This is a genomic window from Amycolatopsis sp. SB7-3, from assembly GCF_041021335.1.
Classification (GTDB): Bacteria; Actinomycetota; Actinomycetes; order Mycobacteriales; family Pseudonocardiaceae; genus Amycolatopsis; species Amycolatopsis japonica.
In genome coordinates this window covers 426,687-442,647 of the sequence record NZ_JBFPJQ010000006.1, presented here as the reverse complement: position 1 = coordinate 442,647, position 15,961 = coordinate 426,687, and the positions used below count along the sequence as shown (strand labels likewise).

The 15,961-nt window shown below is 70.2% G+C and carries 15 protein-coding genes; 5 read left to right on the top strand and 10 right to left on the bottom strand.

Translation table 11 applies throughout. The features are described from left to right. Window positions 1-20 precede the first annotated feature (20 nt). The 6 genes from AB8M46_RS34845 to AB8M46_RS34820 all read right to left on the bottom strand — a co-directional run bounded on the left by AB8M46_RS34845 (window position 21) and on the right by AB8M46_RS34820 (window position 5,004). Window positions 21-1,343 carry an MCE family protein gene (locus tag AB8M46_RS34845; RefSeq protein WP_394362955.1) on the bottom strand — a complete coding sequence of 441 codons (1,323 nt, stop codon included), beginning with the start codon at window positions 1,341-1,343 and terminating at the stop codon, window positions 21-23. 8 nt (window positions 1,344-1,351) lie between these two features. Beyond that, window positions 1,352-2,200 carry an ABC transporter permease gene (locus tag AB8M46_RS34840; RefSeq protein ID WP_016332769.1) on the bottom strand — a complete coding sequence of 283 codons (849 nt, stop codon included), beginning with the start codon at window positions 2,198-2,200 and terminating at the stop codon, window positions 1,352-1,354. Between the two features lies 1 nt (window position 2,201). Next, entirely contained in the window at window positions 2,202-2,987 is a 786-nt protein-coding gene (locus tag AB8M46_RS34835; protein WP_152611023.1) for an ABC transporter permease, read from the bottom strand. 91 nt (window positions 2,988-3,078) lie between these two features. Further along, complete coding sequence (locus AB8M46_RS34830; protein ID WP_038516230.1) at window positions 3,079-3,840, bottom strand: glucose 1-dehydrogenase; 762 nt, start codon at window positions 3,838-3,840, stop codon at window positions 3,079-3,081. Window positions 3,841-3,856: 16 nt separating this feature from the next. Then, window positions 3,857-4,741: a 3-oxoacyl-ACP reductase gene (locus tag AB8M46_RS34825; RefSeq protein ID WP_394362944.1), complete on the bottom strand. Its 885-nt coding sequence runs from the start codon at window positions 4,739-4,741 to the stop codon at window positions 3,857-3,859. Between the two features lie 71 nt (window positions 4,742-4,812). Further along, window positions 4,813-5,004, bottom strand: a complete 192-nt coding sequence (locus AB8M46_RS34820; protein ID WP_378429214.1) for a ferredoxin — start codon at window positions 5,002-5,004, stop codon at window positions 4,813-4,815. A 103-nt stretch (window positions 5,005-5,107) separates the two neighbouring features. On the opposite strand from AB8M46_RS34820, the gene AB8M46_RS34815 reads away from it, so the two are divergent. The 4 genes from AB8M46_RS34815 to AB8M46_RS34800 all read left to right on the top strand — a co-directional run bounded on the left by AB8M46_RS34815 (window position 5,108) and on the right by AB8M46_RS34800 (window position 10,105). Then, complete coding sequence (locus tag AB8M46_RS34815; RefSeq protein WP_037343349.1) at window positions 5,108-6,289, top strand: acyl-CoA dehydrogenase family protein; 1,182 nt, start codon at window positions 5,108-5,110, stop codon at window positions 6,287-6,289. A 9-nt stretch (window positions 6,290-6,298) separates the two neighbouring features. After that, a complete protein-coding gene (locus tag AB8M46_RS34810; RefSeq protein WP_394362943.1) occupies window positions 6,299-7,372 on the top strand; it encodes an acyl-CoA dehydrogenase family protein in 1,074 nt (357 codons plus the stop codon). Then, a complete protein-coding gene (locus AB8M46_RS34805; protein WP_394362942.1) occupies window positions 7,369-8,916 on the top strand; it encodes a long-chain-fatty-acid--CoA ligase in 1,548 nt (515 codons plus the stop codon). The genes AB8M46_RS34810 and AB8M46_RS34805 overlap by 4 nt, the downstream gene beginning before the upstream one ends. Window positions 8,917-9,007: 91 nt before the next feature. Continuing rightward, window positions 9,008-10,105: an alpha/beta hydrolase family protein gene (locus tag AB8M46_RS34800; RefSeq protein ID WP_394362941.1), complete on the top strand. Its 1,098-nt coding sequence runs from the start codon at window positions 9,008-9,010 to the stop codon at window positions 10,103-10,105. Here the strand turns inward: AB8M46_RS34800 and AB8M46_RS34795 are convergent. Then, window positions 10,057-10,662, bottom strand: a complete 606-nt coding sequence (locus AB8M46_RS34795) for a TetR/AcrR family transcriptional regulator (RefSeq protein WP_125737796.1) — start codon at window positions 10,660-10,662, stop codon at window positions 10,057-10,059. The genes AB8M46_RS34800 and AB8M46_RS34795 overlap by 49 nt on opposite strands. 63 nt (window positions 10,663-10,725) lie before the next feature. Between AB8M46_RS34795 and AB8M46_RS34790 the strand changes: the two genes are divergently transcribed. Next, complete coding sequence (locus tag AB8M46_RS34790) at window positions 10,726-11,163, top strand: SgcJ/EcaC family oxidoreductase (protein WP_394362940.1); 438 nt, start codon at window positions 10,726-10,728, stop codon at window positions 11,161-11,163. On the opposite strand, the gene AB8M46_RS34785 is transcribed toward AB8M46_RS34790, so the two are convergent. The 3 genes from AB8M46_RS34785 to AB8M46_RS34775 are packed head-to-tail and all read right to left on the bottom strand — an operon-like array spanning window position 11,147 to window position 15,911. Further along, complete coding sequence (locus AB8M46_RS34785; protein WP_350598446.1) at window positions 11,147-13,840, bottom strand: GNAT family N-acetyltransferase; 2,694 nt, start codon at window positions 13,838-13,840, stop codon at window positions 11,147-11,149. The two genes, AB8M46_RS34790 and AB8M46_RS34785, sit on opposite strands and share 17 nt — an antisense overlap. A gap of 2 nt (window positions 13,841-13,842) precedes the next feature. Beyond that, window positions 13,843-15,015 (bottom strand): acetoin utilization protein AcuC, encoded by a 1,173-nt coding sequence (locus tag AB8M46_RS34780; protein ID WP_394362939.1) that lies wholly within the window; start codon window positions 15,013-15,015, stop codon window positions 13,843-13,845. Window positions 15,016-15,062: 47 nt separating this feature from the next. Further along, a complete protein-coding gene (locus AB8M46_RS34775) occupies window positions 15,063-15,911 on the bottom strand; it encodes a sulfurtransferase (protein ID WP_394362938.1) in 849 nt (282 codons plus the stop codon). Between the last annotated feature and the right edge of the window lie 50 nt (window positions 15,912-15,961).

Here is a 15,961-nt window from a genome sequence, read left to right as displayed (position 1 = left end):
CCCCACGTTCGGCACAGTCCTCATCGCAGTTCCACCTCCGCCCCGCGGTACAGCGGCCCCACCAGCAGGCTGCCCCAGTTCGGCACCTGGTCCGGCGTCGTGCCCATCGCCGGCGACACGAGCAGATCGATCAGCCGCTGCTCGTCCGGCGAGTTCACCATCGAACCTCCCGCGTTCCCGCCCGCGGGAATGGTCCCGTTCGAGGGCAGGGTGCCGTCGGGATCGCGCGGCGGGGCGGGTTTCGACGATCCGTCGTCGATGGCGCCGTCCGGCGGGTACTGCGGCCAGCGGCCCGGCGGCGGGACCTCCGGGTAGCACCGGGGCCCGCGTTTGTCGTTGTACTTCGGCTCGTCGACGCCGGGCAGGTACTTGCCCCGGCTCGGCGTGAACTCGATCGTCACCCGGCTGACCTCGGGATGTGCGGTGCCCTTGCCGAACGCGAGTTCCGCGCGGGGCACCGATCCGGCGAGCTGTTTGAGCAGGCACGGGTATTCCGGCGCGTATTTCGCGAGGACGTCCAAAGTGGGCTGCAGGTTGGTGGTGAGGCGGATCAGGTTGTCCTGGTTGACTTTCAGGAAGCTCGTCAGGTCGATCGAGGCCGCGGTCACGGTCGAGTAGACGTCGGCGAGCCCGCGCTGGCTCTCGACCAGGGTCTTGCTCGTGGTGGTCAGATCCGACAACGCGGCCAGCAGATCCGGCGCGGCCTTGTCGTAGATCGCGGCGGCGTCGGCGACCCCGGTGATGTCAGCCTTGAGGTCGGGCAGCGACGGGTTCACTTTGCCGAGGTACTCCGAAAGTCCCGCCATCGTCGCGCCGAGCTGCTTGCCCTGACCGTCCAAAGCGGACGCGACGGCGTTGAGCGTGCTGGCCATCTTCTCCGGCTGAACGGCCTGCAGCAACGGCATCACGTTGCCGAGCACGGTTTCCAGCTCGATCGCGCTGCTGCTGCGGTCCTGCGGGATGACGTCGCCCTCGGCGATGTGCCGCTCCGGCTTCTCGGGTATCTGCAATGCGACATACCGCTCGCCGAACAACGTCTTCGGCAGCAGGCGCGCGGACACGTTGGACGGGATGACCGAGGTCTTGTCCGGCTGCAGCGCCAGATCCATCGTCGCGCGGTCACCGTGGGCCTGGATCGCGCGGACCTCGCCGACGACCATCCCCCGCACTTTGACATCCGCGCCTTCGCGCATTTGGTTGCCGATGCGGTCGGTCTCCAGTTTCACCAGGGTCACCGAAGTGAAGGCCTTCTGGTAGAAGGCGATGGTGGTGACGAAGAACAGCACGACCACCACGAGGAAGATCAGCCCCAGCACCTGGTGCCGGAGCCGCTGCAGCAGCATCCTCCTGTTCACCCGGAAATCCTCACTGTCGTGGTGGCGCCCCAGATCGCCAGGCTCAGGAAGAAGTCGAGCACCGAGATCAGCACGATCGACGTCCGCACCGCGCGGCCGACCGCGACGCCGACCCCGGCGGGCCCGCCGCTGGCGGTATAGCCGTAGTAGCAATGGGACAGGATGACGAGCACGCTGAAGATGATCACCTTGAGGAACGACCAGAGCACGTCCTCGGGCGGCAGGAACAGCGTGAAGTAATGGTCGTAGGTGCCCGCGGACTGGCCGTAGAGCCAGATGGTGATCTGCCGCGACGCGAGATAGGACGAAAGCAGCCCGACGGCGTACAGCGGGATCACCGCGGTGACGCCGGCGATCACCCGCGTCGTCACCAGATACGGCATGCTCGGCACACCCATCACTTCGAGCGCGTCGATCTCCTCGGAGATCTTCATCGCGCCCAGTTGCGCGGTGAACCCGCAGCCGACGGTGGCCGAAAGCGCGAGCCCGGCCGAAAGCGGCGCGACCTCGCGGGTGTTGAAGTAGGCCGAGATGAACCCGGTCAGCGCGGCGGTGCCGAGCTGGTTCAGCGCCGAATAGCCCTGCAGGCCGACGATGAGACCGGTGAACAGGGTCATCCCGATCATCACGCCGAGCGTCCCGCCGATCACCGCGAGCGCGCCGGTGCCGAAGCTGACTTCGGTCAGCAGGCGGAAGATCTCGCGGCCGTAGCGCCGGATCGTGCGCGGGGTCCACGCCAGCGCGCGGAAGTAGAACGACAGCTGGCCGCCGAAGCCTTCCAGCATCGCACCCGGGCGCGCGATGATCTCGAGCGTCCGATCGGAGACAGCGGGTTCGCCTGCCATGTCACATCGCCTTCGGCGGCACGATCCGCAGATAGATCGCGGTCAGCACTACGTTGATCAGGAACAGCAGCAGGAACGTGATGACCACGGCCTGGTTCACCGCGTCGCCGACGCCCTTCGGCCCGCCCGCCGGGTTCAGCCCGCGGAACGCCGCGACCACCCCGGCGACGAAACCGTAGAGGAGCGCCTTGATCTCGCTGATCCAGAGGTCCGGCACCTGCGCGAGCGCGTTGAAGCTGGCGAGATACGCGCCCGGCGTGCCGCCCTGCATGACGACGTTGAAGAAGTAGCCGCCGAGCACGCCGACGACGCTGACCAAACCGTTCAGCAGCACCGAAACCACGATCGCCGCGAGCACGCGGGGCACGATCAGGCGCTGGATCGGGTTGACCCCGAGCACCTCCATCGCGTCGATCTCTTCGCGGATCTTGCGGGCGCCGATGTCGGCGCAGACCGCGCTGCCGCCCGCGCCCGCCACCAGCAGCGCGGTGATCAGCGGGCTCGCCTGCTGCACGATCGCGAGCGCGCTCGCCGCGCCGGTGAACGACTGCGCGCCGATCTGCTGCGTCAGCGATCCCAGCTGCAGTGCGATGACCGCGCCGAACGGGATCGCCACGAGTGCCGTGGGCAGGATGGTGACACTGGCGAAGAACCAGCACTGCTGGATCCATTCGCGGAACTGGAACGGTCGTTTGAAGATCGCGCGCAGGACTTCCCACGACAGCGTCGCGAGCCTGCCGACCTGTGTGAGCGCACCCGTACCCGGGACGGACACCGATGCGTTCACAGAACCTCCCAGTAGCCTGCCCCGAGTCTTACTCCACCTGTCAACGCCCCATTGCGTTAGCGGTGTTCACTTTGCTCTCGGCACCTCCGCGCTAGAACTTGAGAGCGTGCGTCGCGGTCGCGCCGCCGTCGGCGACGAACTCCGCGCCCGTGCTGTACGAACTTTCGTCACTGGCCAGGAACAACACGAGTTTCGCGATGTCCTCCGGCTGTCCGACGCGGCCGAGGGCGACCTTCTTGCCGACCCACGACATGTCGACTTTCTGCCCGCCCGCGGCGGCCGCGACCATCGGGGTGTCGATCGCGCCGGGGTGGACCGAATTGACCCGGATGTTCTTCGCGCCGAGTTCGAGCGCGGCGACCTTGGTCATCCCGCGGATCGCGAACTTGCTCGCGGTGTAGGCGACGAGGAACGGCATCCCGGCGAGCCCCTCCACTGAGGACACGTTGACGATGGAGCCGCCTCCGGCCCCGGTCATCGGTTCAACGACCGAGCGCATCCCGAGAAACGCGCCGATCTGGTTGACCCGGACGACGCGTTCGTAGTCGGCGAGCGTGGTCTTGCCCAGTTCCGAGAAGTGCAGGATGCCCGCGTTGTTGACCAGCACGGTCGGGGGGCCGAACTCCGCCTGGGTGCGCTCGATCGCCGCGTCCCATTCGGCTTCGTCGCCGACGTCGAGATGCTGGTAGACGGCCGCTTCGCCGAGATCGGCGGCGAGTTTCTTGCCGTCGAGGTCGTTGATGTCGGCGATCACCACGCGCGCGCCCTCGGCGACGAAAAGCCGCGCGGCCGCCTCGCCCTGCCCGCGGGCACCGCCGGTGATCAGCGCTACCTTGCCGTCGAGCCTGCCCATCGTCATCTCCTCCGATTCACGGCAGCGACATGATCTCGGACGCGGAGAACATCCGCTCCGGGTCGCGGTCGGCGAAGTAGCCGCCCACGCTGGTGGCGAGTTCTTCGGGGGTCCAGGTGCCGTTGGCGGTGTCGAACCGCTGTTCCACCGACGGCGGCCGCATCAGCGCGACCATCCCGCCGTAGACGAGGAACACCTGACCGTTGACGCGATCCGCGTCCGGCGAGCAGAGGAAGGCCACGAACGGCGCGACGTGGTCGACCGAAAGCGGGTCGATCCCCTCCGGCGCGTCGGCGCCGAAGACGGCTTCGGTCATCGCCGTGCGGGCGCGCGGGCAGATCGCGTTGGCGCGAACCCCGTAACGGGAGAGACCGCGCGCGGTGGAGACGGTCAGCGCGGCGATGCCCGCCTTGGCCGCGCCGTAGTTCGGCTGGCCGGGGGCGCCGAGCAGGAACGACTCCGACGCGGTGTTGACCACCCGGCCGTACACCGGCGCGCCGTCCACTTTGGACTTGTCGCGCCAGTACGCCCCGGCGTTGCGTGAAAGCAGGAAATGCCCGCGCAGGTGGACGCGGAGCACCGTGTCCCATTCGTCGTCGGTCATCGAGAAGAGCATCCGGTCGCGCAGCACACCCGCGTTGTTGACCAGGACGTGCAGCCCGCCGAAGTGGTCGACGGCGGCGGTGAGCAGCGCGTCGGCGGTCGCGGACTCCGACACGTCGCCGGTGACCGCGATGGCCTTGCCGCCCTCGGCCTCGATCTCGTCGGCCACCGCCTGCGCGGCGGTGGACACGTCGTTGACCACGACCGACGCTCCCGCGGCGGCCAGCGCCAGCGCCTCGGCCCGGCCGAGTCCCGCGCCGGCGCCGGTCACGATGGCCGTCTTGCCGTCCAAACTCACTCCGGGCCTCCTTGCCTCTCCGCACACACTAGAATCTGTTCTTGTTCGACGCAAGCAGCAAATAAACGGTGCTAACCACGTATGAGCAGCGCGTTTTTCGGGCAGCTCGCCACGGCTTGAGTAACACGTTCTACTTGATTCTGCGGAACCTCGCCTGTCGCGAGGACAAGCTCCTCGTCGTCATCGAGATCGAAGACCTCCGGCGCGAAGCCGACACAGATCGCGTTCGCCTCGCAGAGTGAGCGATCGACGTCGATCTCCATATTCCCTCCTCGCCGTCACACCTGGTACAACTAGAACAGGTTCTACCCTACCGCCGCGAGCGGCCATGGCACCAGTAACGAGCACCGACGGCAGAGGTGACGGATGCGGATCGACTACACGCCGGAGCAGCGGGCACTGGCGGGCGAACTCCGGGAGTACTTCGCCGGGCTGATGACCCCGGAGCGCCGCGAAGCCCTGGCCGGCGACGGCGGCGAGTACGGCAACGGCCTGGTGTACAAGGAAATCGTCCGCGACCTCGGCAGGGCGGGCTGGCTCGCGATCGGCTGGCCCCGCGAGTACGGCGGGCAGGACCGGCCGATGCTCGACCAGCTCATCTTCACCGACGAGGCGGCCGCGGCGGGGGTGCCCGTCCCGTTCCTGACGGTGAACACCGTCGGCCCGACGATCATGCGGTACGGCACCGAAGAACAGAAGGCGTTCTACCTGCCGAAGATCGCCGCGGGCGAGCTGCACTTCGCGATCGGCTACTCCGAGCCGGGCGCGGGCACCGACCTGGCGGCGCTGCGCACGCGCGCGATCCGCGACGGGGACGACTACGTCATCAACGGCCAGAAGATGTGGACGAGCCTGATCGAGTACGCCGACTACATCTGGCTGGCCGCCCGCACCGACCCCGAGGCGCATCGGCACAAGGGCCTGAGCATGCTGATCGTGCCGACGTCGGCCCCCGGTTTCTCCTGGACGAAGGTGCACACCGTCGCCGGGCCGGGCACGAGCGCGACCTACTACGACGACGTCCGCGTCCCGGTGACCTCCCGGGTCGCGGGCGAGAACGAGGGCTGGCCGCTCATCACGAACCAGCTCAACCACGAGCGGGTCGCGCTGACCTCGGCCGCGCCGATCCAGACGTCGCTGCGCGAGGTGCGCGCCTGGGCGCAGACCACGAAACTGCCCGACGGCACCCGCGTCGCCGACCAGCCGTGGGTGCGGCTGCACCTGGCGCGGATCCACACCCACGCCGAGTACCTGAAACTGCGGAACTGGCGGATCGCCTGGGCCGCCGCCAGCAGCGAGCTCGGCCCCGAGGAGGCGTCGGCGACCAAGGTGTTCGGCACGGAGTTCGCGACCGAGGCCTACCGGCTGATGATGGAGATCCTCGGCGCGGGCGCGGTGGTCCGCGAGGGCTCCCCCGGCGCCCAGCTGCGCGGCCGGATCGAACGGCTGCACCGCTCGTCGCTCATCCTCACCTTCGGCGGCGGCGCCAACGAGATCCAGCGGGACATGATCGCCGCGACCGCACTCGGCCTGCCCGTCACGCGCTAGGAGACATCCATGGACTTCACGCTCACCGAAGCGCAGCGAGACCTCGCGTCGCTCACGCGCCGGATCCTCACGGACAAGGTCACCCCCGAGGTGCTGGGGCCGCACGGTTCCGGCGGCTTCGACGCTCCACTGTGGACTGCACTGGCCCAGGCGGGCGTACTCGACGCGGCGCTGCCGCAGTCGGTCGGCGGTGGCGGGTTCGGGCTGCTGGAGCAGTGCTCGGTACTCGCCGAGATCGGCCGCGCGGTCGCTCCCGTGCCGTATCTGACCTCGGTGGTCATGGGCGCGGCGGCGGTGGCCTCCTTCGGGGACGGAAGGCTCGCCGAACGCTGGATCGTCCCGGTCCTGCGCGGTGACCACGTCCTCGCGGTGGCGTTGCCGGATTACGGCGTACCGTGCGGGTTCACGGCCGAGACCGACGGCGACGGCTGGCGGCTGACCGGCGCGCAGACCGCGGTGCCGTCGGGCGCGTTCGCGCACGGGTTCCTCGTCGAAGCCGCCATCGACGGCGGCCGTCAGGTGTTTCTGCTCGACCGGGACGCGGTGACGGTCTCGCCGCAGCGGACCGTCGACCACGCCGACGCGGCGCTCGTCGAACTGTCCGGCGCGAAGGCCACGGTGTCCTTGGGCGACGTCGGCGAATGGCTGCGGCTGCGAGGCACGATCGGGGTCTGCGCGCAGCAGCTCGGCGTCGTCGAACGGGCTTTGGAGCTGACCGCGGCGTACGCGCGGGAGCGCAAGCAGTTCGGGCATCTGATCGGGAGTTTCCAGGCGGTGCGGCAGCGGCTCGCCGACGCCTACGTCGACGTCGAAGCCGTCCGGCTGACGTTGTGGCAGGCGGCCTGGCGGCTGAGCGAAGGGCTTCCGGCGGCCGAAGAGGTCGCGACGGCGAAGTTCTGGGCGGCCGAGGCCGGGCACCGTGTCGCGCATACCGCCGTGCACATCCACGGCGGGGTCGGCATCGACGTCGACCACACCCTGCATCGCTACTTCGTCGCGGCGAAGCGGCTCGAGTTCACCTTCGGCGGGGCGACCGCGCAGCTGGGCGGGCTCGGCGACCTCCTGGCCGCGGCTCCGGCATGACCCCCACGGTCACGGAACTCCTGCTCGCGCGGGCGGAGGACCACTCGACCGGGTTGCTGTTCGAGGACCGGCGCTGGACCTGGGCCGAACACGTCCGGGCCTGCGCCGGATACGCCGCCGCGCTCGCCGGGATCCTGCGTCCCGGCGGGCATTTCGGCTTGCTGGCGGACAACGTCCCCGAGTTCTCGTTCCTGCTCGGCGGGGCGGCGCTCTCGGGGCACGTGCTGGCCGGCCTGAACCCGACGCGGCGGGGCGCGGCGCTCGCCCGGGACATCGCGCTGGCCGACTGCGAGCTGGTGTTCGTCGAGGAGAAGTACCTTCCGCTGCTGTCCGAGGCGGGCGTGCCGGTGCTGCCGCTGAGCGAGCTCGAACCGGCCCGGGAGGCCGTGGTCCCCGTGGCCGCGAAGCCCGAAGACCTGCTCATGCTGATCTTCACCTCCGGCACCAGCGGCGACCCGAAGGCCGTCCGGTGCACGCACGGGAAGATCGCCTACCCCGGCGAGATGCTGGCGACGCGGTTCGGTCTGTCCACAGAGGACAAAGTCTACGTGTCGATGCCGATGTTCCACTCCAACGCCATCATGGCGGGCTGGTCGGTCGGGCTCGCGGCGGGCGCGGGGATCGCGCTGCGGCGGCGCTTCTCGGCCTCCGGTTTCCTGCCGGACGTCCGGAAATTCGGGGCGACTTACGCCAACTACGTCGGCAAGCCATTGTCCTATGTGCTCACCACGCCCGCGCGGGACGACGACGCCGACAATCCACTGGAACTGGTCTATGGCAACGAAGGCGCGGAGGCCGACCTCGCTGCGTTCGGTACGAGGTTCGGCTGCCACGTGGTCGACGCGTTCGGTTCGACCGAAGGCGGCGTGAACTTCGGCAGGGACGCCACCACTCCGCCCGGTTCGCTCGGCCGCTTGCTCGACGGCGTCGCAGTCCTCCATCCGGAAACCGGGAAACCCTGTCCCCCGGCGGAATTCGGCGAAGGCGGGAAGCTGCTCAACGCCGCCGAAGCGGTCGGGGAACTGGTCAACACCGGTGGTCCCGGCTTCTTCGCCGGGTACTACGGTGATCCCGAGGCCGAAGCCGAGCGGATGCGCGACGGGATGTACCACACCGGCGACCTGGCGTACCTCGACTCGGACGGTTACTGCTATTTCGCGGGCAGGCTCGGCGATTGGCTGCGCGTCGACGGGGAGAACCTCGGCACCGCACCGATCGAACGCGCGCTCCTGCGGCATCCCGCCGTCAGCGAGGCGGCCGTGTACGGCGTCCCGGATCCGCGCGTCGGCGACCAGGTGCTGGCCGCACTGGTCTGCCGGACGCCGATCGACGCCGACGAGTTCGCCGCTTTCGTTGCCACGCAAGGTGATCTCGGGCCGAAACAGTGGCCCCGGTTCGTCCGGGTGCTCGACGCGCTGCCCCGGACGGCCACGCACAAGGTGCTCAAACGGGAACTGGCCGCGGACGGCACCACCGACGCCCTGGAGCTCCGCTACCCCCGCGTTCAGTCCTCTGAATGCGATAGTTCGCATTCAGAGGACTAAACGCGGAAGGGGACCCGGGGGCCGATCCCAGGGTCGCGACCGGTGATCTTCCCGATGTCCGCGGCCGGGCGCGCTCCCTACGTTCGGTGCCATGAAACGAACAACGCGCCGGATCGGCGTACTCGCCACCGCACTCGCCCTTCCCGCCGTCCTCCTCGCGCCGTCCGCGTCGGCGGCCCCCGTCCGCTTGAGCCTGCCCGCGCCGACCGGCCCGTTCGCGGTCGGCGCCACCGACCTCCACCTGATCGACCGCTCCCGCCAGGACCCGTGGGTTCCCGGCACCCCAAGGGAACTGATGGTCACCGTCCGGTACCCGGCATTGCCGAGCGGAAAGCCGAAGGCGCCGTACATGGCGCCGGGTGTCGCGAAGGTGGTGGCCGAAGGCGACGCCGCCAAACTCGGCATGCCGTCGGACCGGCTCGACTACCGCTTCCCCACCCACTCCCGGATCGGCGCGCCCGCGATCGGCGGCGGACGGCCGGTCGTGCTGTATTCACCCGGGGGCACGTTGTCGCGTTCGCACGGCACCACGCAGCAGGAACAGCTCGCGAGCGAGGGCTACGTCGTGGTGGCCATCGACCACACCCACGAAGCGGAAGCGGTGGAGTTCCCCGGCGGCCGTGTCGAGAAGAAAGCCTTGCCGCCGTCGAGCATCGAGGTGTCGAAACGCGTGATCGAGACCCGCGTGCGGGACACGCGTTTCGTCCTCGACTCGCTCGGCCTGGGCCAAGTCGGCATGTTCGGCCATTCCGCCGGCGGGTTCACCGCGGGCGAGACGATGGTGAGCGACCGGCGCGTCGTCGCCGGGGCGAATCTGGACGGCAGCATGGCCCACTCGCAGTCTCAGCGGATCTTCGGCCGCGTCGCCGACGAAGGACTGGACCGGCCGTTCCTGCTGATGAGCGCCGGCGACCACAGCGCGGCGTCGGACGCGTCCTGGCAGGAGTTCCAGCGCAACCAGCGCGGCTGGACCGGGGAAACACGGCTGCCGGACGGTGAGCACTTCAGCTTCACCGATTATCAGACCCTGCTGCCGCAACTGGGGAACGCGCCGGCCGCGTTCGTCGGCACCATCGATCCCGCACGGAGCGTCGCCGTCCAGCGCGCCCGGCTCTCGGCGTTCTTCGCCGAGCACCTGCGTCACCGAAGCAGCGACGCGACCAAAGTGTCCTTGAGCCAGGCTTCGTAGTCGTCGTGACTCCACCCGGCCTCGGCTACGAGGCTGGTGTGGACGTCGGCGCTCATCAGGGCCACGGCGATGTCCGTGGCCCTCGGCACCAGGGCGCGGCCGCTCTTCCGGACACGGTCCATGACCATCTCGACGCCGAGCCGGTTGCGCCGCGCGCCCTCCGCCTGGGTCGCGGCGATATCCGGATCGACGGCCGCGCCGGAGCTCAGCATCGCGACGATGTCCCCGCAGCGTTCCCGGACCTGGCGGGCGACCGTGGCGAGCAGGCCGAGCAGCGCGACCGGATCGTCGGTCCGCTGTGCCTCGGCGACGAGGTCGGGGATCCCGGCCTCGTCGTCGAGGAGGTCGACGAGACCGCCGAGGACACCGGCCTTCGACCCGAAGTGCGCGTAGATGGTCTGCGGTGAGACCCCTGCCTCTTGGGCGATGACGCGGATCGGCGTCCGCGCGTACCCGCGCTCGGCGAACAGGCCGCGGGCCGCCGTCAGGATCGTGCGCAGCGTCAGCGCCTCACGGCGATCGCGCAACCGGACGATGCCGGGAAGGTCCGCCGACATGTATGCTCCTCGAAAGTTGGAACGTTGTTCTAACTAATGGATCGTTGTTACAGGAGGATAGCGATGTCCACCGAGGAGATCATCACCGCGCTGGAACGTGCCTGGAACGCGGGCGACGGTGAGGCGTGGGCGGCGAACTTCGCCGAGGACGCGGACTTCGTCGACGTCGTCGGCCGGATCCAGCGCGGCCGCGCGACGATCGCGCGCGAGAGCCAGAACATCTTCGACACCATCTACCGGGGAAGCACGCTGAGGATTCGCCAGGTGTCGAGCCGCCCGCTCGGCGGCGGGTTCGACCTCGTGCACACCGCGACCGTGCTGACCATCCCCGCCGGGCCCCTGGCCGGGGAAGCACGGGCGGTGCAGACGAAACTCGTCCACGGCGGGCTGATCGTCGCGTTCCACAACACCATCCGCGGCGATATCGCGACGTTCACCCAGCACGACAAGGACCTCGCGGCCCGCTCGCCCCAAGAGTGGGAGCTCAAGCAGGGGCGTTGATCGGCCGCAGCCGTCGCGGCCCCGTGTCGGGACGGGACGGTGGCGGGCCCAGCACGATCCGGGCGTTGGCCACGAAAGCGCCGTCCGGCGAGGCGAGGATCGGGTCGAGCGTCATCGACCGGACCTCGGGGTTGTCCTCGGCGAGCGCCGCGACGCGCAGCACGATGTCCTGGAGCGCGGCCAGATCCGCCGGTTCGTCACCGCGGTAGCCGGTGAGCAGCGGCGACGTCCGCGGTTCGCGGAGCAGGGTGGCGGCGTCGACGTCGGTCAGCGGGACGGCGCGGTAGGCCCGGTCCCCCAGCAGCGTGCTGACCAGACCGGACAGCCCGAACGACACGAGCGTGCCGAACGACGGGTCGTCCTGCAGCCCGATCACGCAGGACAGGCCCTTGGGCGCCATCCGCTGGACGTAGACCTCGTCGTCGCCGGAGATCTCCCGCAGATCGAGGTATGCCCGGCGCACTCCGTCCACAGAGGACAGATCGAGCCGCACCCCGGCGAGGTCCGGCCTGCCGCGCAGCCGTTCGTCGATGGCCTTGAGCGTGACCGGGAAGCCCAGGTCCTCGGCCGCTTTCACCGCTTCGTCCGCGGAGGTCACGACCCGGAACGGGACGACGTCGATGCCGTAGCAGCCCAGGAGCCGGACCACGTCGTCGTCGGAGAGCAGCGTCGTCTTGCCGTCCTCGGCCGCCAGCAGTTCGGCGACGATCACCTGCGCCTGCTCGGCGTGCAGGCCGGCGGGACGCACGAGGTTGCCCTGCGGCCGCTGCCGCCAGGCGGCGTACCGCACGACCCGCGCGAGCGCGTTCACCGCGCGTTCCGGGCTCGGGTACGACGGGACCGAACCCCGCGTCGGCACGCCGTCCTCCGACAGCACGGCCAGCTCGTCCGGCACGCCCTCGACGGCGAGGAAGGTCGACACGATCGGCTTGTTCTTGTCCATCTCGACGACGGCCTCCCGCAACGCGCGGGCGTACGCGGTCCCCGGGATCGCGAGCGGTGGCACGAAAACCACAACGAGCGCGTCGGTGTCCGGGGAGTTGAGCGCCTCGCGCACGGCGGCGGCGAATTCCTCCGGGCTCGCCTGCGGCCCGACGTCGACCGGGTCGGCGGTCAGCCGGAGGCCGTGCGCCCGCGCCGTGTCGGCGGCGAGCAACCCGATGGCGCTGGAGTTGCCCACGATGGCGATCCGCGGCCCGGCGGGCAGCGGCTGATGGGCGAAGACCAGCGCGGTGTCGAAGAGCTGCGCGAGCGTGTCGACGCGGACGACACCCGCCTGCTCGAACAGGGCCTGGACACTGGATTCGTCGACCTCCGCCGAGGTCGCGGCGAGCTGCGGGCGGACGGCGTGCCTGCCGGATTTCACCGCCACCACCGGCTTCGTCCGCGCCAGCCGCCGCGCGAGCCGCGCGAACTTGCGCGGGTTGCCGAACGATTCCAGATACAGCAGGACGAGATCGGTCGCCGGATCGGTCTCCCAGTACTGGAGCAGGTCGTTGCCGGAGACGTCGGCCCGGTTCCCCGCCGAGACGAACGTCGAAAGCCCGAGGCCGCGTGCTTCGGCGTCGGCCAGGATCGCGGTGCCCAGCGCGCCGGACTGGCAGAAGAACCCGGTGCGGCCGCGCGCGGGCAGGCGGGGCGCGAGGGTGGCGTTGAGCCGGACCGAGGCGTCGGTGTTGAGCACGCCCAGCGCGTTCGGGCCGACGACGCGCATACCGTGTGCCCTGGCCTCCCCGACCAGCCTCAGTTCGGCGTGCAGCCCGTGCGGCCCGGCCTCGGCGAACCCGCCGGAGACGATCAGGAGGGTCTTGACCCCCTTGGCCAGCGCACCGTCCAAAACGGACTCGACGGCCTCGGCGGGCACCGCGACCAGCGCGAGGTCGACGTCCTCGGGGATGTCCACGACGGACGGATAGGCACGGACGCCGCGGACGGATTTGTGCTCCGGATTGACCGGGTAGACCGTGCCGGCGAAATCGGCGCTGAGCAGGTTGGTGAGGGCGACGTAGCCGATCTTCGTCGGATCGGTGGACGCGCCGATCACCGCGACCGACTTCGGATGCAGCAGGTTGTGCACGCTGCGGGCCTCCGCGGCCTGCTCCCGGGAACGGGCGACCGCGAGCGACTCCTCGGTCGGGTCGATGTCGAACTCCAGGTGCAGCACGCCTTCTTCGATCTCGCGGCTGACCTGGTAGCCCGCGTCACGGAACACGCGCACCATGCCCGCGTTCTCGGCGAGCACCTCGGCGACGAAGCGGCGCAGCCCGGATTCCGAGGCGGCCGCGGCCAGATGCTCCAGGAGGATCGACCCGAGCCCGCGGCCCTGATGGGCGTCGTCGACGACGAACGCGACCTCGGCCGAGGGCCCGTGTTCCAGCCGTTCGTACCGGCCGACCGCGACGATGTCGTCGCCCAGCAGCGCGACGAACGCGACCCGGTCGTGGTGGTCGACGACGGAGAACCGTTCGAGGTCGCGCTGCGGGATCCGCGGATAGGCGCCGAAGTACCGGAAGTACCGGGTGCGTTCGGACAACCGGCCGTGGAAGGCGACGAGGCCGTCGGCGTCGCTCGGGATCACCGGGCGCAGGTGCACCGTGCCGCCGTCGGAGAGCAGGACGTCGGCCTCCCACTCACGCGGGTAGTCGTAGGGGTCGCGTTTGGTGTCCTCACTGACCATGTTCAGTCCCTCGGATCGTCCGGATCGAGGCCGTGCAGGGGGAAGATCGCGCGGCGGGTGTCGCGGATGGCGATGTCGACCGGTTCGTCCTCGCCATCCCCCCACGGGACGAAGGCGGTGTCGCGGTCGTCGGACATGCCGGGCGGGATCTCGGCCTTCGGCGCCGCCCTGGTGATCGACGCGACCCAGTTCGGCGGCAGCGACGTCGCCGGGTCGACGTCGCGGTCGAGCACGGTGGCGAGCAGATGGGTCCAGGACCGGGGCACCACCCGGATCAGCTGGTAGCCACCGCCGCCCACGGCCAGCCAGCGGCCATCGGTATGCGTCTCGGCCAGTTCGCGCAGCCTGCGGTAGATGGCGCGGTGGCCGTCCACGGAGAGCGAGAGGTCCGCCAGCGGGTCTTCTTCGTGCGAGTCGACGCCGCATTGGGTGACGAGGATCTGCGGCCGGAACTGCTCCAGCAGCGACGGCACCACCGCCTCGAACGCCCGCAGCCAGCCGCCGTCACGGGTACCGGGCGGCAGCGGCAGGTTGACCGAGGTGCCCGCGGCCCCGCCCTTGCCGATCTCGGCCGAGTAGCCCGTGCCCGGCCACAACGTGAACGGGTGCTGGTGCAGGGAAACGGTCAGCACCCGCGGGTCGTCGTAGAACGCCGTCTGCACGCCGTCGCCGTGGTGGACGTCGGTGTCGACGTACGCGACGCGATCGAAGCCGTGGTCCAGCAACCACGAGATCGCGACCGAGCAGTCGTTGTAGACGCAGAAGCCCGACGCCTTGCCCGGCATCGCGTGATGCAGGCCGCCGGCGATGTTGACCGCCCTGGTCGCCTCGCCCTCGGCGATCTTCCGCGCGGCCAGCAGCGTCGAGCCGACGACGAGCGTGGAGGCCTCGTGCATGCCGGTGAACACCGGGTTGTCCTCGGTGCCGAGCCCGTGCGCGAAATCGGCACCGGTCATCGGCGCCTGCCGGACGGCCTCGATGTACTCGCCGAGGTGCACGCGGCGCAGCTCGTCCTCGCCCGCCGGGCCGGGGATCAGCAGTTCGACCCCGTCGAGCACGCCGAGTTCGGTGGCGAGCCGGATGGTCAGCTCGAGCCGCACCGGATTGAACGGATGCTCGCCGCCGAGGTCGTAACCCAGCAGCGAGGAGTCCCATACGACGGCCGGTGCTCGCATGGTCGGAACTCTAGTGCCCGGACGCGGCTCGTGCGCCATTCCGCGCGTCAGCCGGGCAGATCCCCCGTGGCCACCGGGCGCTCCGGATCACGGGACCAGTGCGACCACGAACCCGTGTACAGCGCTGCGGGCTCCGGGTGGCCGGCGACCTCGAGCGCGAGCACGACGGACGAGGCGGTGACGCCCGATCCACAGTAGACACCGACCGGTGTCTCCGGGGCCACGCCGAGCCCTTCGAACCGCTCGGCCAGCTCCGAGGCGTCTCGCCAGCGGCCGTCCTCCCCGACGTGCCCGGAGAAGGGCGCGTTGACCGCGCCGGGGATATGCCCGGCGCGCGGGTCGATCGGCTCGGTCTCGCCCGCGTACCTCGGCCGCGCCCGTGCGTCGAAGAGCAGCCCGTCCCTCGCGAGAGCGGCGGCTCCAGCCGCGTCGAGCACCGGCATGCCGCCCGGCTCGACGACGATGTCGCCCTCCGCCGGTGACGGGATCTCGTCGGTGAGCGGGCGCTCTTCCTCCGCCCACGCGGCGAACCCGCCGTCCAGCACGGCGACCTCGGCGTGCCCGGCCCAGCGCAGCAGCCACCACGCCCGGGCCGCGACCGAACCGTCGGAGTCGTCGTAGACCACCACCGGGTGACCGGCGCGGACCCCGGCCGCCCGCAGGTGCCGCTGCAACGTCTCCGGCTCGGGCAACGGGTGACGGCCGCCCTCCCCCGGCTCCCCGGCGAGCGCCGTGTCGAGGTCGACGTACACCGCGCCCGGGAGATGCGCCTCACGGTAGGAATCGGCGCCGGGCGGCCCGGCGAGCCGCCAGCGGACGTCGAGGACTACGGAGCGTGCGGATTCCGGCCCGGAGAGCCGCTCGGCGAGTTCGCTGGTGGTGATCATGGGGCGCATGGGCCCATCTTCCCGTGCCCCACGTCTCCATGCCCAGCTTGGGGGACTTT

Coding starts and splice junctions, on each gene's coding strand:
- AB8M46_RS34785 (WP_350598446.1), bottom strand. CDS start 13,840: ATGGTCAGTGAGGACACCAAACGCGACCCCTACGACTACCCGCGTGAG.
- AB8M46_RS34790 (WP_394362940.1), top strand. CDS start 10,726: ATGTCCACCGAGGAGATCATCACCGCGCTGGAACGTGCCTGGAACGCG.
- AB8M46_RS34805 (WP_394362942.1), top strand. CDS start 7,369: ATGACCCCCACGGTCACGGAACTCCTGCTCGCGCGGGCGGAGGACCAC.
- AB8M46_RS34795 (WP_125737796.1), bottom strand. CDS start 10,662: ATGTCGGCGGACCTTCCCGGCATCGTCCGGTTGCGCGATCGCCGTGAG.
- AB8M46_RS34845 (WP_394362955.1), bottom strand. CDS start 1,343: ATGCTGCTGCAGCGGCTCCGGCACCAGGTGCTGGGGCTGATCTTCCTC.
- AB8M46_RS34800 (WP_394362941.1), top strand. CDS start 9,008: ATGAAACGAACAACGCGCCGGATCGGCGTACTCGCCACCGCACTCGCC.
- AB8M46_RS34820 (WP_378429214.1), bottom strand. CDS start 5,004: ATGGAGATCGACGTCGATCGCTCACTCTGCGAGGCGAACGCGATCTGT.
- AB8M46_RS34780 (WP_394362939.1), bottom strand. CDS start 15,015: ATGCGAGCACCGGCCGTCGTATGGGACTCCTCGCTGCTGGGTTACGAC.
- AB8M46_RS34830 (WP_038516230.1), bottom strand. CDS start 3,840: ATGGGCAGGCTCGACGGCAAGGTAGCGCTGATCACCGGCGGTGCCCGC.
- AB8M46_RS34815 (WP_037343349.1), top strand. CDS start 5,108: ATGCGGATCGACTACACGCCGGAGCAGCGGGCACTGGCGGGCGAACTC.
- AB8M46_RS34810 (WP_394362943.1), top strand. CDS start 6,299: ATGGACTTCACGCTCACCGAAGCGCAGCGAGACCTCGCGTCGCTCACG.
- AB8M46_RS34840 (WP_016332769.1), bottom strand. CDS start 2,200: ATGGCAGGCGAACCCGCTGTCTCCGATCGGACGCTCGAGATCATCGCG.
- AB8M46_RS34775 (WP_394362938.1), bottom strand. CDS start 15,911: ATGCGCCCCATGATCACCACCAGCGAACTCGCCGAGCGGCTCTCCGGG.